The sequence below is a fragment of the Actinoplanes regularis genome (assembly GCF_900188005.1).
GTDB classification, from domain to species: Bacteria; Actinomycetota; Actinomycetes; order Mycobacteriales; family Micromonosporaceae; genus Actinoplanes; species Actinoplanes regularis.
This window is the reverse complement of sequence record NZ_FZNR01000014.1, coordinates 61537-79774: the sequence shown is the minus strand read 5'-3', so window position 1 is coordinate 79774 and position 18238 is coordinate 61537. Positions and strand designations below refer to the sequence as shown.

General features: G+C 69.3%; 16 protein-coding genes and 2 riboswitches. Of the genes, 10 read left to right on the top strand and 6 right to left on the bottom strand.

Features of this window, described 5'->3' with window-relative positions; genetic code table 11:
* Window positions 1-1905, bottom strand: a complete 1905-nt coding sequence (locus CHC09_RS47190) for a sensor histidine kinase (protein ID WP_203833254.1) — start codon at window positions 1903-1905, stop codon at window positions 1-3.
* 328 nt (window positions 1906-2233) lie between these two features.
* Between CHC09_RS47190 and CHC09_RS30065 the strand changes: the two genes are divergently transcribed.
* The 3 genes from CHC09_RS30065 (at window position 2234) to CHC09_RS30055 (ending at window position 6330) form a co-directional block, all read left to right on the top strand.
* On the top strand, window positions 2234-4600 hold the full coding sequence (locus CHC09_RS30065; RefSeq protein ID WP_179277340.1) for a carboxypeptidase-like regulatory domain-containing protein: 2367 nt from the start codon (window positions 2234-2236) through the stop codon (window positions 4598-4600).
* Between the two features lie 78 nt (window positions 4601-4678).
* Window positions 4679-5500, top strand: a complete 822-nt coding sequence (locus CHC09_RS30060) for a MerR family transcriptional regulator (RefSeq protein ID WP_089296608.1) — start codon at window positions 4679-4681, stop codon at window positions 5498-5500.
* Between the two features lie 29 nt (window positions 5501-5529).
* Window positions 5530-6330 (top strand): alpha/beta fold hydrolase, encoded by an 801-nt coding sequence (locus CHC09_RS30055; RefSeq protein ID WP_089296607.1) that lies wholly within the window; start codon window positions 5530-5532, stop codon window positions 6328-6330.
* Here the strand turns inward: CHC09_RS30055 and CHC09_RS30050 are convergent, their stop codons facing one another.
* Together CHC09_RS30050 and CHC09_RS30045 are read right to left on the bottom strand one after the other, a co-directional pair.
* Window positions 6331-7119 (bottom strand): hypothetical protein, encoded by a 789-nt coding sequence (locus CHC09_RS30050; protein WP_089296606.1) that lies wholly within the window; start codon window positions 7117-7119, stop codon window positions 6331-6333.
* Window positions 7116-7484: a hypothetical protein gene (locus CHC09_RS30045; RefSeq protein ID WP_089296605.1), complete on the bottom strand. Its 369-nt coding sequence runs from the start codon at window positions 7482-7484 to the stop codon at window positions 7116-7118. The genes CHC09_RS30050 and CHC09_RS30045 overlap by 4 nt, the downstream gene beginning before the upstream one ends.
* Before the next feature lie 259 nt (window positions 7485-7743).
* Between CHC09_RS30045 and CHC09_RS30040 the strand changes: the two genes are divergently transcribed.
* Window positions 7744-8211, top strand: a complete 468-nt coding sequence (locus CHC09_RS30040) for a hypothetical protein (protein ID WP_089296604.1) — start codon at window positions 7744-7746, stop codon at window positions 8209-8211.
* A 68-nt stretch (window positions 8212-8279) separates the two neighbouring features.
* Here CHC09_RS30040 and CHC09_RS30035 read toward each other — a convergent pair whose 3' ends face one another.
* Together CHC09_RS30035 and CHC09_RS30030 are read right to left on the bottom strand one after the other, a co-directional pair.
* The gene (locus tag CHC09_RS30035) at window positions 8280-8618 is read right to left on the bottom strand and encodes a hypothetical protein (RefSeq protein ID WP_089296603.1); all 339 of its coding nucleotides are present in this window, start codon (window positions 8616-8618) and stop codon (window positions 8280-8282) included.
* A 178-nt stretch (window positions 8619-8796) separates the two neighbouring features.
* Entirely contained in the window at window positions 8797-9519 is a 723-nt protein-coding gene (locus tag CHC09_RS30030) for a hypothetical protein (RefSeq protein WP_089296602.1), read from the bottom strand.
* Window positions 9520-9648: 129 nt separating this feature from the next.
* Between CHC09_RS30030 and CHC09_RS30025 the strand changes: the two genes are divergently transcribed.
* Window positions 9649-10281, top strand: a complete 633-nt coding sequence (locus CHC09_RS30025; protein ID WP_089296601.1) for a DUF7002 family protein — start codon at window positions 9649-9651, stop codon at window positions 10279-10281.
* A 145-nt stretch (window positions 10282-10426) separates the two neighbouring features.
* Entirely contained in the window at window positions 10427-12055 is a 1629-nt protein-coding gene (locus CHC09_RS30020) for a sensor histidine kinase (RefSeq protein WP_089296600.1), read from the top strand.
* A 121-nt stretch (window positions 12056-12176) separates the two neighbouring features.
* Here CHC09_RS30020 and CHC09_RS30015 read toward each other — a convergent pair whose 3' ends face one another.
* Complete coding sequence (locus CHC09_RS30015) at window positions 12177-13298, bottom strand: catalase family protein (protein WP_089296599.1); 1122 nt, start codon at window positions 13296-13298, stop codon at window positions 12177-12179.
* A 273-nt stretch (window positions 13299-13571) separates the two neighbouring features.
* Here CHC09_RS30015 and CHC09_RS30010 point away from each other — a divergent pair, with 273 nt between their 5' ends.
* From CHC09_RS30010 to CHC09_RS29995, 4 genes are all read left to right on the top strand, one after another.
* Window positions 13572-14147 carry a hypothetical protein gene (locus CHC09_RS30010; protein WP_089296598.1) on the top strand — a complete coding sequence of 192 codons (576 nt, stop codon included), beginning with the start codon at window positions 13572-13574 and terminating at the stop codon, window positions 14145-14147.
* 63 nt (window positions 14148-14210) lie between these two features.
* A complete protein-coding gene (locus tag CHC09_RS30005; RefSeq protein ID WP_218827178.1) occupies window positions 14211-15530 on the top strand; it encodes a Dyp-type peroxidase in 1320 nt (439 codons plus the stop codon).
* A 169-nt stretch (window positions 15531-15699) separates the two neighbouring features.
* Window positions 15700-17328, top strand: coding sequence for a sensor histidine kinase (locus CHC09_RS30000; protein ID WP_179277339.1), 1629 nt, complete (start codon window positions 15700-15702; stop codon window positions 17326-17328).
* Between the two features lie 185 nt (window positions 17329-17513).
* On the top strand, window positions 17514-17996 hold the full coding sequence (locus tag CHC09_RS29995; protein WP_089296595.1) for a MarR family winged helix-turn-helix transcriptional regulator: 483 nt from the start codon (window positions 17514-17516) through the stop codon (window positions 17994-17996).
* Window positions 17996-18092: riboswitch (glycine riboswitch) on the top strand. It overlaps the preceding gene by 1 nt.
* Window positions 18093-18096: 4 nt before the next feature.
* Window positions 18097-18191, top strand: a riboswitch (glycine riboswitch).
* Window positions 18192-18238 lie beyond the last annotated feature (47 nt).

Genomic DNA, 18238 nt, shown 5'->3' with positions numbered 1-18238 from the left:
CTACCGGCGCCGTCGGGGCACCCAGAACTCGACCTCGGTCCCGTCACCGGAACGGCTGTGGATCGTCGCGGTCCCGCCGAGATCACTGATCCGGCCGCGCATCGACTGCGCCACGCCGAGCCGACCGGCTCGGGCCGCCTCGTCCAGCCGGCGCGGCTCGAAGCCGACGCCGTCGTCCCGTACGGTCACGCGCACGGCGCCGCCCTCGTCCTCGAGGAGAATCCAGGCCCGCGCTCCGGCGCCGGCGTGCTGGCGTACGTTGTCCAGCGCGGCCTGTACGGCCGCGGTGAGTTCGGCGACGGAGCCGGCCGCCAGTTCGACCGGTCCGACCGGTGCGGAGACCTCGATCGTCGGGCCGGCCAGCGCGGTGAGCACGGCCCGAAGATCCGTCGTCGACGCCGGGCCGGTCGGGGCCCCACCGCTGTTGAGCAGGTTACGCAGCGCCGCCTCCTGCTCGGCGGCCAGCGCCGCCAACTGAGCGCCGGATCCGCCGAGGCCGGCGCCTTCCCGCTGGACCAGGGCGAGCACCTGCAGCACCCCGTCGTGGATCGGGCGGGCCAGCCGGTCCCGTTCCGCGGCGGCCGCTTCCCGCCGGATCAGCTCGGCCTGCTTGCGTTCCGCCCATCGCTCGGTCATGTGGTGGGCGACGCCCAGCCCACCGATCGCCCCGGCTGCCGCCAGCAGCAGATATCCCGCGATGACCGTGTGTGGCACCGGGTTGAGCGTGAAGTCCACCGGTGTGCGGCCCCGCACGAAGCTCACCTGAGTCGTGTACATCCCGGCGAGGGTGAGCACCCCGGCGAACGGGCCGAGCACGGCCGGTATCGCACCGCGCGGCGCGAGCACCGGTGCGGTCGCTCCGATCACCGCGGTCGCCGCCGCGCAGACCATCACGAGAAGCACCAGGGCCGGCACCACACGATGCTGCTCGACGACCTTCTCCGGGTGACCGCCGGCGGCCTCGTACATGATGAACAACGCCGTCGCCGCGCTGACCGTGAGCGAAGCCGCGGCAACGACCCGCCACCGGCTCGCGGCGGCCGCCACGCCGATCGCCGCACCGGCCAGCGCGCCCAGCCAGCGCACCGCCCCATCCTCGCGAAGCGCGGCGAACGCGAGCATCAGCGGCGTCGAGGCTCCGATCTGGGTGACCGCGGCGGTGGCCGCGCCGGCCAGCGGCCACTTCCCGGCGACGGCGGCGAGCCCGGTCCCCAGTACCAGCACCACGGCGCCGACGATGGCGACTGCCGCCAGCGGATACCGGGCGAACGTCGACGAACCGACGCCCAGCCACGAACCGAGCCGGCCGATGAGCATCCCGGACACCGGCGAGATGAGGAACATCGCGACCCCGGCCCCACCCACGAGCCGCAGGCGCCGCCAGTTGCGCGCCTCCACGTCCGGCAGACCTGCGGTGTCCTCCCCGCGCCACCGCCGACCGAACGCTGAAGCGACGCCGGCCAGACCGGCCGCCAGCACCACGACACGCCAGACGAGTGTGGCCCGCGACATCGTCGGCGCATTCTCCCCGGCGAGCGCGTCGCCGAACAGCACCGCCCCGGTGGCCAGCCCGGCCACAGCCGCTCCCAGTCCCGGCGCCCCGCGGCTCAGCAGACTCTGCACACCACCGAGCACGCCGACGATCAGCAGCGGAAACGCCACGGCAAGCGAGTAGTGGAGCCCGGCGGTCCAGGGCTCGGCGACCAGCGTGTGACCGGCAAGAGGCACGCCTGACACCCCACCGGCCAGCAACAGGTACGGCCACCGGCGCACCAGGCACAACGCCAGCACGGTAGTAATCGCCGGCACGAGCGCCAAGAACAACGACCCGTTGGCGAAGTACCGGTCGTACCCGTGCGCGCCGGACCACGGCGAGTAGGTGACCTCGCCGACGGACCTGACCAACAGAATGAGAAGGCAACCGCCCAGGCCGGCTACCGCCGTGCACCACCGCGACGATCCCTCACCCATGTCGATGATCATCATAGTTGCGCCGACCGCGCGATACGCTCCCTGGGATCGCCGCTGTCAGTCCGATTCGGATCAGACGGCGATCCATCCCGTAGAGAGCCATGCCTACAAGATCCCAGAACCGCGAGTGGCCGGCATGAGTATCGATACTCATGCCGGCCGCCGGTGGCCGGTGTACCCCGAGCGGTCCCCGAACTCCGGGCGACGCATATATCGATGGAGGACTAGGATCCCCTCGACAAAATCACACGGGGAGGAAGCGATGGGCCGCATTCACCTGGCTCGTCTTGGATCCGCTGTCGCCGTAGGGATGCTGGTCGCGGGGGCTTTCACCGCGCCGGCGCTCGCCGCCACCGGCACGGTCCAGGGCGTCTTCACCACGAGCACCGGCACACCGATCGCCGGCGCCGGCGTCACCGCCTATTCGGGCGAGGGCGACTGGCTCAAGGACACGATGACGAACTCCGCCGGGAGCTACCGCCTCACCGGCGTGACCGCCGGCGGCGTACAGCTCCAGTTCAACAACAACGGCCTCGAGCACTGGTCGCCGGGCGTCACCGACCAGGAGCACGCCACGACCTACACGCTGGCCGCGGGTGGCACCCTCACGGTCGACGAGAGGCAGCCGGCCACCGGCACCATCGCCGGGCACTTCAGCGACGCCGGCGGCGAGCCGGTGCCGTACGCGAACGTCACCGTCAGCGGCGTCGACTCGCCGGCGTGGCTCTACGGCTCCGCCGACGATCAGGGCGCGTATTCGATCGAGGCCCTGCCGGGCACCTACAAGGTCACTTTCAAGTGGGACAGCGCTCAGCAGTGGGCCGTCCAGGCCGCCACCGAGGATGCCGCGACCACCTTCACCGTCACGGCCGGCCAGACCACCACGGTGGACGACCACAAGCTCCCGACCGGCACGGTCGGCGGCCACCTGAGCGCGAGCGACGGGTCGCCGCTGGCTTTCACCAGCGTCACGCTGCGCCGCGGTGGGGACCAGGTCGGCTGGGCCAGCACCGACGAGGAGGGCAACTACTCGCTCGGCGAGGCGCTGGCCGGCGACGGCTACACGGTGTCCTACTCGGTCGACGGTGGTCCCGACATCTACGTGCCCGGCACCGCCGACCCGGCCAAGGCCCGCAAGTTCACGGTCGTGGCCGGTCAGCGGAGCACGGTCGACGACACCCGGCCCGTCCCGGCCACCGTGCACGGCACGCTGACCGACGGTGACGGCAGCCCCAAGGCGGGCTATCCGGTCACGGTCGCTCTGGCCAGCAACGACAACTGGATCCAGCTCAACGCCACTACCGGAGCCGACGGCACCTGGACGGTGCACGACGTCGTCCCCGGCGACTACCGGGTCTCGTTCGCCCGTCCCGACGGCGGGCGCACCCAATGGGCGTACGGCAAGAGCAGCGAGGAGACCGCGACCGTGATCGCGGTCCCGGGCGGCGGCGACATCAAGGTCGACGACACCTGGCTGCCCGGCGCCACCCTGGTGGTCAACGCGGTCGACGCCACCACCGGCGCCCCGGTCGGTGATTATTGCGTGTGGGTCACCTCGTTCGGTGACGGCTCCGGCTGCGCCACCACCGGCAACACGGTGACCATCACCGACCTGCCGGGCGGCACCTATCAGATGTCGGCCACCCCGGGCGAGGGCAGCTACTACCTCCCCACCGGGTACCAGCCGGTGACGCTGACGCCCGGTGAGACCACCACGGCGACGATCAAACTGGCGCTCGGCGGCAAGGTCTCGTTCACGGTCACCGACCGTGCGAGCGGGGCCGCCGTCAACCGTACGTGCGCGGTGTTCAAGGTGCTCGGCCACGGCGGTCTGGGGGACGGCTACGGCAACTGCACCGACGCCACCGGCAAGGCGACCTCGGCCCACATGGCCGCCGGCACCTACGAGATGTACGCGGTCGCGCCCACCGGCTACGGCGACCAGTGGGTCGGTAAGACCGGCGGCACGGGCGACCAGAAGGCGGCGGCCCGCATCAAGGTCGTGCCGGGCAAGACCGTGCGTGCGCCGGCCGTGCGGCTCGACCGGGCCGGCACCATCACCGGCCTGGTGACCGACGCCGTCGGCAGGCCGCTGGCCGGGGCGAACGTGGCGTGGAGCGCCTGGGGCGACGCCGGCCCGGGTTGGGACACCGACACGGACACTCAGGGCCGCTACACGATCACCGACCTCGGCCCGTACGCGTGGCCGCTGCTCTTCGGCGTTTCCGGGTACCCGCGGCAGTGGTCGGGCCAGGTCGGCAACCGCCACCAGGCCGAGACGGTGACCGTGGTCGCGTCCGGAACCACCACCTACGATTTCACCCCGGTGGCCGGCTCGACCCTGAAGGGCACGGTCACCGCGCCGGCCGGTGCGAACTGGCGGATCCACGCCTTCAACGCGGCCACCGGTGACCAGATGGGCGTCTTCGACTCGTACGGCGCCGGCCCCGGTGGTACGTACGAGATGAAGGTGATCGGCGGTCAGCAGGTGAAGATCGACTGGAGCTGGTACATCGGCGATGGTGATCACCACGGCTGGTACGACAACGCCACCGACATCGACACCGCCACCAAGGTCGGCATCCCGGCCAACGGCGGCACGAAGAGGCTGAACCTGACGCTCAGTTAGGCGCCCGTGGGGGCGGACCGGCTCCGGTTCGCCCCCACGTCTTGACTTTGACCTTGCGTCAAGGCGCACGGTAGTCACATGGAGTCAACAGAGCTGCTGTCGATCGGGGAGTTCGCGCGGCGGTCCCGCCTGTCGCCCCGGGCCCTTCGGCTGTACGACGGCCAGGGGATCCTGGTGCCGGCCGAGGTGGACGACGACACCGGTTACCGGCGGTACCGGGAGAGCCAGCTCACCACAGCTCGGCTGGTGATGTTGCTGCGCCGGCTGGACATGCCGCTGTCCCGGGTCGCGGAGGTGCTCACCGTCTCCGGGAGCCAGGCGGCGGACCTCGTCGGCCGGTACTGGGACGAGGTCGAGCGGCGTGCGGCGTCGCAGCGGGAACTGGCCCGGTACGTCCAGGCCCAGTTCTCCGGCGACCAGCGCGTCCCCGGCTTCGCCGAACCACGGCTGCGCCACGTCGCCGAACAGACCTTCATCACGGAGAAGCGCCACGCCACCATCGGCGAGTTCGCCGCGGTGACCGACGACAGCGCGAACCGGTTGATGACCGTCGCACGCCGTCATGCGGTTTCCGCCGGGAACGTCGTCTTCCTGTACCACGGCGAGATCAGCGAGGACAGCGACGGACCCGTGGAGTTCTGCCTGCCGGTGGACCCGGCGGCGGCGCTGCGGGCGGGCCTCACCACCCGGGCCGAGCCGGCACACGACGAGTGGTACCTGCGGTTGACCAGGGCGCAGGCGGAGTACCCCCAGATCCTGACCGCCTACGACGCGGTCTTCCGCCGGGCGGCGGAGCGCGGCGACCGGTGGACCGGTCCGCCCCGTGAGGTCTACCTCGGCTACTTCCCGGACGCGGCGCCGGACGAGGAGATCTGCGACGTCGCCCTGCCCATTTCCTGACTCCGGCAACGACACGAGGGAGAAAACTGTTGCAAGGCAAGCGTGAGTCCATCGACAGCGTCGACGGTACCGAGATCGGCCTGCTGACCGACGGCGCCGGGCCGCCGTTGTTGCTGGTGCACGGTGGGATGTGCCGCCTCGAGCGCTGGGCGCCGCTGTGGCCGCTCCTGACCGCCCGTTACACGGTGACCGCGATGGACCGGCGTGGCCGCGGCAGCAGCGGCGACGCGGGGTCCTATCGACTCGACGCCGAGTACGACGACGTACGCGCCGTCGCCGAACATCTGCGCCGCGGCGCGGGCCGGCCGGTCGACGTCTTCGCCCACAGCTATGGCGCGGTGTGCGCCCTCGGCGCCGCGGCACAGGGCGCGCCCGTACGCCGCATCGCGCTCTACGAGCCGCCCGGCCCGCAGACGGTACCCGCGCCGTGGCTGGAGCGCCTGCACGCCTTCGTCGCCGCGGGCGAACTCGGCCGGGCGGTGGGGAGCTTCCTCATCGAGGTGATCGGGCTGCCGCGGGAGCAGGTCCTGGCGATGCGGGACACGCCCATGGCGTACGACCCGCTCCCGATCATGGCGAACACCATGCCGCGCGAGGCCGAGGCCCTCAGCACCCTCGACCTGACGGCCCTGACGATCGCGGTGACCCAGCCCGTCCTGCTGCTTCTCGGCGGGACCAGCCCGGCCTGGGCGCCGGAGATCACGCGGCTGTTGCACGAGAAGCTGCCGGAGTCCACGATCGCCGTGCTCGAGGGTCACGGACATGAGGCCGTCGACCTGGCCCCTGACCTGGTCGCCGGCGCGCTCGGCGAGTTCTTCGCCGACGCCTGATCAGTCCTTCAGCTTCCAGGCGAGCAGGTTGACGACCATCCGCGTGGAGTCCCTGTCGATGACGTCGATGTAGGCGACGCTCCGATCCGACATCAGGCAGGCGGCTGTCGTGATCGGAAGATCGGCGGTCGGATGGGTCGCGGAGCGGAACGTGCCGCGGCACGTCTCGTACGAGGTGTACTTCAATGATCCGCCTTTGCCCGCCGTGCGCGTGCTGATGCCGTCGCCCACGGCTGTCCCCGCGTCGGTGAACAGCACGTCGGCGAAGGCGCTCCCGCTTCCCACCTTGCACGTCGCCAGGTCGGCGCCCATGCCGGCGCGAAGGGTGAACTGGCCGTTGCAGTTCTGCGCGACGGACTTCTGCGCAGTCGTGGGCGAAGGCGAGGGCGACGAGGTCACCTCGGAGGCCGGTGTGGCGGACTCGCCGGCCCGGGGAGCGGTGGTCACCGGGGCCGGAACGGCGGCGTTCCCGCTGCCGGGTTCCTGGTGAGTCCCGGTCGGCTGGGCGGGAGGGCCGGCCTGGGCGCCCGTGGACGCGGCAGGCGTGGGGTTCAGGGGCTCCGCGCCGAAGACGGCCTGGCGGTGTTCCCAGGCGAGCAGGAGGGCGACCGCGGCGGCCACGAACGCCAGGAGCCACCACGCCGTCCTCCCGCGCTGATAGGTGGTCTCGACCTTGACGTCGATGGCACCACTGTTGGCGAGGCCGCCCGTGGCGGCGTGGGCGTCTCCCGAGCCGGAGACGGCGGATCCGTCCCGCGCCGGCGGCGGGGTCTCGTCGGTAGTGGTCACCGCTGGGCCCCATGACGGACGCCGGTGTTCGCGATCGAGCCCGGCCCGTCGGCGCTGGCATTACCGGATCGCGTGACGTGGGCCGCTCCGCTGCCGGCGGCGAGGCGGACGCCGCTGTCGGCTTCTCCGCCCCGGGTCGCCGTGGCATCGCCGGAGTCTTCGACCCGGATCGCCGGCACGCCTCCCGGCCGGGGCAGCAGGTAGGGCGCGCCCAGTGTCACCAGCGCTAGGACGGCGGCGATGCCGCTGGCCCGCTTGTCCGCCTCATCGATCCCCACCGAGGCGAGATAGACCGCCAACGCGACGACGATGAGGCCGAAGACGACCCGTCCGGCCCAGATCCATCGTCTGTTACTGCTTGGCATCCCGAGTACACCCTTCACGACGAAGATTGACCGTCGCGGGCGTTGTTGCATACGGAGAGTGTTCGATCGGCGCCCGCCACGCGCTCGCTCCCCCGATTCTGATTACGGAGCGTTGCAGGGATCAGAGTGGGGGCATCGGCTCATGATCGCCACACCCGAAGGGGTGTCTTTTTCGGACAGGAATCCGACATCCCTTCGATTAAACCCCGGTTGATCGCCAGGGGCGCGGGCGTGGGACCGCGTCGCTACTGTGCCCTCCATGACATCGGACTTCACTGTCGAGCTACGTGGCTACGACAGGCAACAGGTGGAGCGGCTTCTCGCCGAGGCGGATGCGGCTCTCGCTTCATCCGACCCCGCACTGCGAGAACAGGCTCAACGGCGGCTGCTCAAGCCGGATTTCCTCCAGGTCCTGCGCGGGTATTCGTGCGGTGAGGTAAACGACGCCATCCGCGATCGCCTGCTCTCGTTGAGGTCGACGACAGACTCGAACGCACCGGTGGGCGATCCCGCGCCGTCCTTTGTCGTCGTTCTACGCGGGTACGACATGGCGCAGGTCGATGAGGCTTTCGCGCGATTGGAGGTGGCGCGGGGGTCTGACGACGTATTCGCGCGGGCCTCGGTGCGCGACGCGCTGCGTTCGGCCGATTTCAAGGTGCGCCTTCGCGGCTACGACCGTACTCAGGTGGACGTCGCCGTGCGGGAAGCGGTGCGGTGGCTTTCGTGACGCTTGTCGGGAGGCTTCGTCCGACGCCATGATCCCGGGTAGGCGCAGGCGCCCACCCGGGAGCGCCGTCAGGCGGTGGTGGTGGGTGCGGCGATGGTGGTCGCGGCGGCTTCCGAGCGGCGGCGGGCACGCAGCACGAACTGGGTCGCGCCGACGAGTACCAGCACCCCGCCGACCCCGGCGAGGACGTAGCCGCCGGTGACGTCACTCTTCTTCTGCTCGTCGTAGGAGCGCTCCGTCGTGGAGCCCCGCCTGGTCGTCTCGCAGATGTCGCCCTGCTCCATCACCCGGCTACCGCAGGTGACCTCGTCCGTCGAGGTCGCGTTGACCAGGCCCAGCGGAATCAGCGCGAGGCCGATGAGCAGAGCGGCCCACCGGTTCTTGGCGATCGCGAACAGAAAATGCATGTCTTCCTCCCCGTTTTGGAACGGCACACCTTAGCTCCCCGGGGGCCCTGTGAAGATCAACTCCAATCCGCCACATCACCACAAACGGCGCAGATTTGTGACCCATATCACATCGCAGGGGGTGTGGATTTTCTGATCGGCGCCGCGTCGTCGGAGCCGTTCGGCAGACAGGTCGACGTCACCTGGCCGAGTCGTCTGCCTCGGAGCCGGCTGTCACCGCCGGTAGTCCCAGCAGGCGCCGACTGCATGCGATCGTCTCGGCGACGCGGGTCCGCAGGGCGGCGGGATCGTGCATCAGCTGCAGAAGCCCTACGGCTTGCGCGGCCAGCTCATGCTGCCACTCGAAATGCAGATCGGCTGATGCGACGGTCTCAAGATTCTGCTTGGCTGCCGGCAGGTCTCCGCTGAGTGCGGCTGCGGCACCGCCGTGGAAGGCATGCCACAGGGGCGACTCGCCCATTTGAGCCGATGAGTTGGTCAGCTCGTCGCAGACTGCGGCGGCATCGGGAAATTGCTGCCTGAGCTTTTGGACCTGGAGTGCTGCGACCCTGGCGACGAGAGCCATCTCCCGACTGAACTGATCGGCATTGAGGAATCCGACGCGCTGCTGCCATCCGGCCTCGCCATCAAGCGGCCGCCAGGTGAACGTGACGTCGTTGCGCCAGGAGGTCCGGCCGCCGTAGTCGAAGGCCCAGAAGGCGCGGTCTGCCCAGAGCCACATGGCGCCCACGTTCAAGTAGGTGCCCGGACTACTCCCGGGTTGGAACTCGACCACGGTCAACGACCACCCTCGGTCGTCGTACCAGATCCGGCTTCGCCCTTTCTGTGAAAGGCCAAGCGGCCGCAGGACGGACCGGGCGGTGCCTGTGATGATCTTCTGGATGACCGCGCGATCCGACACAGCCGCGATTGTCGCGCAGCGGAGGTTTCGACGCGCTCAATCGGCCGCGATCCGCTCACTGTGGGGGCACGGGCATGCCACCGAATCTCCGATGACTCGCGGGCGCGGACGTCCGGCATCATGTGCGGCATGGACGTCGAGGAACTGATCGAGCGCCACCCCCGGGTCTTTCACACGATGTCGGCGGCCGCGTGGCCGTCGGTGAAACGGCACGGTCTGCAGTCCACCCGCCGGCTGATCGACCTGTTCGGCCTCGACGCCGCCGAGCGTGACAGGCTCCTGAGTTCACCCCGCCGGCAGTCCACCGTGTTGCGCGCGCCCGGCCTGCCGCCGGCCGTGATCCGCGATCAGAAGCCGATGAAGTTCATTGCGGAGAAGATCGATCCAGACTCCTCGCTCGCCGACTACCTCGACGCCATCAACTCCCGGGTCTTCTTCTGGGCCAGCACTGAGCGACTGGAGCGGCTGCGTCAAGCGAAGGAGTACCGCAGCGAGGATCAGGTCGTCCTGCACGTCGACACCCGCGCCCTCGTCGAGCGGCACGGCCCACGCATCGAACTCTGCCGGCTCAACTCCGGAGCGGTGACGCAGAAGAATCATCCCGTACGCGGGCACCGATCCTGGCTGCCGATCGCCGACTACCCGTACGGCGAGTACCGCCGCCGGCATGGCCGCGACGGCGCATTGGTCGAGGTCACCGTCCTGGATGCCGTCCCGGACATCCTCGACCTGATCGACAGGATCGAAGGCGACATCGACTGACGACCAGCAAAGGTGCTCGCGGCAGCGGGCCGACCCCGTTCAACGGCGCCCGCTCTGTACTCGAACGGGGCTGCTGCCGGCGGGCCAACCTAAAGACGAGTCTTTCCCCCCCGTTCATCGGGTGTGTGTGGGTATTCTACCCTATATGCGGTTTTCGCGGCTTCTCAACCGATGGCGTTACGCCGCGCTGCCGCTGGTCGTGTGGCTGGTTCTGACCGTCGCCGCAGTGGGCACTGTCGCCGCGCTCGAACGCGCCAGCCGTGACGCGTTGGTGACGCGGTTTCACGATCGAGTCGAGCTTGTGGCGGACTTCGTCACCGCCTTCGTCGATGATCTGATCGACCGGCAGCGCCAGCAGGCGGAGACGTTCCTCAGCGACCCCGTCGTCGCGGAACGCGACTTCCATCGAGCGGTCGAAGGGTTGCGCCTTTCGACCGCTGTCCTGTTCGACGCCCGGGGACGGGTGCTGCTTGTGGACCCCACCGGCAAAATACCTCTCGGCCAGGATCTGACCGGGCTGTACCCGCATCTGGCCGTCGCGGTACACCAGGGCCGGCCAGCCGTGTCCTCAGCCATCATATTCACTTCGGAACGTCCGCCCGTGGTGAACCTCGCAGTGCCCTTTGACACCACAACCGGTCGACGGGTGCTCGCCGGATCGATCGAGATCGTCAAGAGTCCGCTGTCGGCGTTCCTGGCCACCGCGATCCCCCGCTCAGAGGTGCGCCTCGACCTGGTCGACGACGCCGGCACGGTCGTCGCCTCCAACGAGAACGGCGCCGGCGGGTCTGAGTCGACCCTGCTCGACGCAGAGCTGGCCGCAGCACAGCGAGGGCATCAACAAGGCCGTTTACGGCAGGACGACCAGTGGTGGCGATACGTCACGGTGGACGTCGCCGGCACCCCGTGGCAGCTGAAAGCGGCCACCACCGAAGACCATTGGTTCGCGCCGATGGCCGACACCGAACTCGGTGGCCGCGTGGCCCTGGCCGTCGCCGTCACCACCGGGTTGCTACTGGTCGTCGCGGTCGCTCGTACGCGACGCAGCCGCCAGGACCTGCATCGGGCGAACACGCAGTTGGGCGACTTCATCACCATGCTCAGCCACGATGTGCGCCAGCCACTGAGTTCCATCGTCTCCTACGGCCACATCCTGCTCGACGAATGGACCGATCTGGACGACGAAGAGAAACACCGATACATCCGGCGCATCACCACCGGCGGGCACCGCGCCGACCACATCGTCGAGGAGATCCTCACCCTGTCCCGGCTCGACGCGGGCGCCATCACCGCGCATCCGCGGCCGCTGAACATCAGCCGGGTCATCCGGCAAGCAGTCGAGGGCCTCGGCCTCGATCCCGGTCATGCCATCACCGTCACCACGCCCGACGACGAAGCCACCGCCTACGCCGACCCCGCCTTCCTCCAGCTGATCCTCGGCAACCTGATCGGCAACGCCGTCAAATACGGCAGCCCCCCGATCGACATCACCGTCACTCCCGAGGACGGGAACCTGAACATCGAGGTCAGCGACCATGGCGAAGGCGTCCCACCGCAGTTCGTCGACCGACTGTTCGACCGCTTCGCCCGCGCCGACACCGGCGTGGCCACCACCAAACCCGGCACCGGACTCGGCCTGTACCTCGCCCACCGACTCGCCACCGCCAGCGGCCTGCGGATCGGCTACCGGCCAAACCAACCCCAAGGGGCGACCTTCATCGTCACCCTGCCGGTCACCAGCCCGGCCGTCGAACCACAGCGCACCGCGCGCTGATCAACGCCACCTGGCACCGGACAGTCCGGGACTCAGGGACTCCGCAGTGCTCTCCCGAGCTACCCAGCGTGATCGTGCCGGACCTGGAGAGGCGCGCGGCGCCCTCGGCGGCAGCGCTTCGCTACGGCAGCACTTCGGCCGCGCTGCGTGGTTCGCGGCGTTCCTGGTTGTTGAGCGTGTGGCGCAGGATGGAGGACTGGCGGTAGACCTCCTTGCGGGTGCGCATCAGCTCGCCCAGGGGCGCGTGTGCGGCCGTGACCCGCCACGGAGTGAAGGAGAGTGCGTCCATTTTCTTGAGGTTGTCGCCGCTCGAGATGTCCTGCTGCGGCAGGCGCAGCTTGGCTACCGTGACGAACGGCGAGAGCTTCTCCGGCCACTCGACGGTGAGGTCCTCGACGGGCATCCGAGCCAGGTCGGCGCAGAGTTGGACCTGGATGTCGAATGTGTACGGCCGGTCGCGGAGCTCGGCCACCAGGGCGGGCCGGAACACGTCCTCAGCGGACGACGGGTCGATGGTCCGCTGGACCACTGCTTGGGCGCAGGTCGGGTCGGGGGCGAAGCGGACCTTGGCGATGTAGTCACCGTGCCGGACCGCGCCCATCGACCAGTACGTCGACAGCAGGAGGTTGACCAGGGGCCGCTGCGAGACGACGAGGAAGGCCAGGAACTCGTCCCACGCCCACTCGTCCTCGCCCAGCGTCCCCTTACCGGTGATGAAATCCCGGTAGAACCGGTGCCGCCCGGGACGGCCCTGGGCGAAGTATTCCGGCGCCGCGAGGAAGAGTTCCTGGATGAACAGGTAGTGCTCGACGGTGTTGCAGAAGAAGACCGGGGCGTTGATGTTGGTGTAGTCGAAGGTGCGGCTGTCGGGCTCGTCCTCCAGCAGCGTCTGCCCGTCGATGTCAAAGATCTTCAGCGCCAGCCCGGTCGCCTTGCCGAGTCGCGCGTCAGCGCCGGCATGCGGCGAGCCGTTGGAGAAGCGGAGGAGCGCGTCATGCCGGCCGGGCGTGGCGTAGATGCCCTGCGCGTACTCGGCGGGCAACCGGTCGAGGATCTCGACCTCACCCCGGACGAGTCCGTATCCCTTGGCGTGTGCGTCACGCACCGCCTGCCCGGTGCCCTCGGACTCGACCGACCCGGTGATGAACCGCTGGGTCTTCCCGATCACCGTCTGGGCGTGCTTGTCGAAGTGGGAATCGATGACCTCGACATCCGGGGTGTAGGGAACAAATTTTGGAGCCATGCTCGACCGGCTTCCGAGTGTGTCCGATATCAGGGCTATAAGGTGATTTTGTCATGAGACTCTAACCCGGCCCGATGCAGCGGATCCCTGGATTGCGACAGGTCGCGTCGTCCGCGGCCGGGCGGCCGGTGGCCTGCGGCCTTGTTCTTGGTCCGTCTTTCCTCAATCCGCGGTTCAGCGTCGGGAAGGCGGCCAGAATCGGTGACGAGGGCGATGGCACCTCATCCCTGGGGCCGGGCGGCCCCCGGGCGAATTCGTGGCAGGAGACTCACCATGGCCGCAACGTCAGCTCAGCTCGAGCGCAAGGGCGCGAAGGATGGGGTGTGCACCGAGTTCACTGTTTTCGCCAAGATCAAGGCGGGCCATGCGGAGGCGCTGCGCGAGGTTCTCGCCGAGCTCACCGCCGGGGCGGCCGACATGAGCGCCCGTGCGGCGCTGCGCGAGATCGGCACGCTGCACGACGCACGCCACGTGATGTTCGACAACGACACCCGATTCATGTTCGCCAGCGTCTTCGACGGCACCTGGGACACGTACATCGACGACTTCGGCAAGACCGTGGTCGGGGAGCGCTTCGACATGGTCTTCCGGCACTGCGAGGGGTTCCCCGGCATCGCTGATCCGGGAATCAAGGACTGGTTCCTGGAGCGCCAGGCACCCGCGGGGGTGTTCGTCAGCTCCTATCCCGATCTGACCGTTCAGCAGATCTGGAAGGACCAGCGCGTGAACGAGGCGTTCCAGGAGGTGCTGGACACCCCCGAATTCCGGGAGGCGCTGGACAATCCGGCCAACGCGGCGCTGAAAGCCACGCCGGCGTTCCAAAAGCTGATGAAGGAAGCGCAAGCCTAGGGGCGGCTCGATGCGGAGGCGCGGGCGATCATGACAGCGGCGACAGGCCTGAGCGGAGCCGGCGTGGGCATCGAGATCGACGACATCCAGAGTGGGGCGTTGCGTCCACGGCCCGTGCCGTACGAGGGGGAGTTCAACTTCCTGCGCGTCGATGACCGCCACGCCGGGCGTGCCCTGCTGCGACGGCTGATCCCGACCATCGGGGGTGGCCTTGCCGGCCCGGACCCGAGCCGGGACGCCTGGGTGGCGGTGGCCTTCACCTATCAGGGACTGCGGGCCCTCGGGGTGCCCCAGGAGTCGCTGGACAGCTTTTCCCGGCCGTTTCGCGAGGGTATGGCCGCGCGCGCGGACCAGATCGGAGACGTGGGCGAGAGCGCCCCGGCCAACTGGGAGCCACCGTTCGGAACGGGCGAGGTGCACATCGCGGTGAGCGCGCTCTCTACCGATGCGGCCCGGCTGGCCAAGGCCCTGGAGCGGGCCCGCGTCGCTTTCCACGAAACCCCCGGCGTGGAGCTGATCTGGCAGCAGGAGGTGCGCCAACTCCCGACCGGGCGTACCACCTTCGGTTTCCGTGACGGCATCAGCCACCCGAACATCGAGGGCCTGGGGCTGCCCGGCTCCAACCCACGGGAAGCGCCCATCAAAGCCGGCGAGTTCATCCTCGGCTACCCCTGCGAAACCGGCGGCCTGCCGCCCATGCCCAGCCCCGATGTCCTGGGGCGCAACGGAACCTATGTCGCCGTACGCAAGATTCACACCAAGGCGGCGGCTTGGCGCCGGTACCTGCGCGCGAACACCTCCGGTGCCGAGGACGAGGCGCTCCTGGCCGCGAAGATGGTCGGGCGCTGGCCCAGCGGGGCGCCGCTGACGCTGACCCCGGAACACGACGACCCGGAGCTGGCCGCCGATCCGCACCGCAACAACGACTTCCTGTACCGGGAGAACGACGAGCAGGGCCTTCGGTGCCCCGCCGGGGCGCACATCCGGCGGGTCAACCCCCGTGACGCCGCCATCATCGGCGACGCGCGGATGCACCGCCTCATCCGCCGCGGCACCACCTACGGCCCGCCGTTGCCGGAGGGTGTGCTGGAGGACGACGGCGCCGACCGGGGCCTGGTCGGAGTCTTCATCGGAGCCCACCTCGAGCGGCAGTTCGAATTCATCAAGGCCGAGTGGGTGAACGACGGCAACTTCATCGGCTACCCCGGCGAGCAGGACCCGGTGGCCGGGCATCACAACGGAACCGGCAGCGTCACCATCCCCGAGAAGCCCGTCCGGCGCCGCCTGCGGAACCTGCCCAGTTTCGTGGCCACCCGCGGCGGCGAGTACTGCTTCCTGCCGGGCCTGCGCGCCCTGCGCTGGATAGCCGAATTGCAGGATTGAGAACCGGCGAAGACGCGGGCCCGGCCGTCCTCGAATTCCGGTAAGTCCGGCGGCGATCCCAGGTAGCCTTCGACCAGGTAAATCTGTGACGGTTTGGGGGTCTATGGCCGTGAGCCCGGGGAGTGCGGCGGGCGGACCGGAAGAGGCCCCGGTACGCCGGGGTTTGTGGGTGTACGCGGTCGTGGTGATCACCGCCGCCCTGATCGTTGTGCCGGTCGCCGACCACCGCCTGCCCGTTCTCCCGAACCTGATCATCGTGTTCTTCGTCCTCATGGCGGCGGCCGATCTGCTGACCGCGCATCTGCTGGTGCAGCAGTTCCTGGCCGGTGGGCGGCTGGCGACGCTGGCCCTGTCATCGACCTACCTCTACTCCAGCATGATGATGGCGCCTTACGCCGTCGCCTTCATCCGGATGCGGCGCTCGGGTGCCAGCTCGACCTCGGCCGAGATCTATGCACCCTGGCTGTTTTATGCACTTGCGCTCGGGTTTCCGATGCTGGTGGCGGCGCAACAGCGAGTCGTCCCGGTGCTACCGGCTCGGTTGAGCGGACAGGACCGGACTCGGCGGCGAGCCAATGCCGCGGTCGCGGCCGCTGCGGTGCTCGCCCTGGTGGTCGCGGTGACGATCCTCGTCGTCGGTGCCGCGCAGTGGCTGCCCCCGCTCTATCAGGGCGATACGCTGACCGCGGCCGGTGAATGGGCAGGGTGGACGGCGGTGCTGGTCACGGCTGTCAGCCTGCTGGCGGTGAGCAGGGATCTGCCCCGCCGGCCACCGGTGGAGCGGTGGGTGGTGGTGGCGATCAGCGCGTCCCTGGCCACCGCGATCCTTCATCTGGCCGCTCCGCACCGCTACACGCTCGGCTGGTATGCGGCACGGGTTGGTCTGCTGATCTCCGCGGGGGTGGTGCTGCTGGCCCTGCTCGCCGAAACCGCGAGCCTCTACCGTCAGCTCTCGGCAGCCCACCAGGGTCTCGCGGCAGCCCACCAGGATCTCGACCGGGCACACCGCGAACTGAGCCGCCGGGCCGAGCGTCTCACCGTTGCCAATCTCGAACTGGAGGCCGCCAGCAACTGGAAGAGCGACATCATCGCCACCCTCACCCACGAGATCAACCAGCCCCTGGCGGTGATCCTGGCCTGCTCCGAGGAACTGACGCACGAGTGGGACACCACCACCGACTACGAACGCCGCGCGGCCGTCCAGGCCCTGGGCAACCGGGTCACCCAGTTGCTCGACATGGCCGCGCACCTGCTCGTGCTCTGCCGCGTCGAGCCGGGCCAGATCCATACCCATCCCGTCGCGCTGCCGGTCCAGCAGGCGCTGACCCGGGTCACCGACAACCTGACCAAACAGGCCCGTAAGCGGGTCAGCGCCAGTTATGGCCCACCCGGCGCGGCCGTGTGGGCCGACCCGGTACACACCCACGAGGTGCTGACCAACTTCGTCACGAACGCGGTCAAGTACAGCCCCGGCGGCATTCACATGTCGGCGTCCCTGGACGACATGGGCAATGAGGTCCTGTTCGCCGTCAGCGATGAAGGCAACGGGGTGCCGCCGGACTTCGTCGCGCACCTGTTCGACCGTTTCACCCAGGCCGAGCAGTCCGGTGGAGCGAGGACCGGCGCCGGTTTCGGGCTGTACCTGTCCAAGCTGCTCGCCGAGGCGAACCAGGGCCAGGTCTGGTACGAGGACGTCGTTCCACACGGCAGCCGGTTCGTGCTACGCCTGCCCCGCGCCCAGCGGAGCCCGCAAGCGGCGGATTCACTGGACTCGGTGGACGGTGCGGCGACCGCTTGAACCAGGGCAGCCCGCAACGCCCCGGGCGCTGACGTGCAGGGTGCCGGACGCGGAGCCCGAAGCGGTCAACCGCAGGCGCTGGGCGGTCGAGGACCTGAGGGAGCCGAGGGGACCTCGAATCCCCGAAGCTTCGATGCGAAAAGATCTGGGACGTTCAACACCGGATCGACGATGAGGTTGGCTAGATGGGTGGCGGCGAGAGTCGTGGTTCGCAGTTGTTGCCGGTGCTCTCGCAGCTCGTGCGCTTCCTGCGCGAGCTGGAGGGGCCGGACAATCCGAGCTCGGTCGCGCTCTCGGTGCTGCGCCTGCTCGACGACGACGGCCCGGGCCGGGTGACCGATCTGGCCCGGCTGACCCGGGCCTCGCAGCCGGGGATGACCCAGCTGATCGGCCGGTTGGAGAAGTCCGGCCTGGTCCGGCGCGTGCCCGACCCGACCGACGGGCGCGGCGTGCTGGTCGAGGTGACGCAGGAGGGGCGGGAGCTGCGCGCGCGGACCTATGCGCACTACGCGGCGACGCTCGACCAGCTCTTCGACCGGCTGAGTCCGGAGGACGGCGACGCCATTCTGCGGGCGGTGCCGGCGCTCGTGCGGCTGGCGGAGGCCGGGCAGGTGGGGTCCGGGGGTGAGGTAGGGTCGCAACCCGAACAACTGAAGACTTCGCCGTGACAGCCGCCGCGGGAGAGTATCCGCCCTGATGGGCGGATCGCCGAAGGAGCAACTACTTCCTCAGAATCTCTCAGGCCCACGTACCGCAGCGGTCAGGCGACTCTGGAAAGTCGGCTCCCTCCATGACGGGCGCCGCGCCCAAGGTGCAAGCCGCCCACGCCGGCGGTGAAGCTCTCAGGCTTGAAGATGACAGAGCGAGGGAGGCCGGACCGCCAAGGAGCCTCCCTGTTGCGATGCACCAA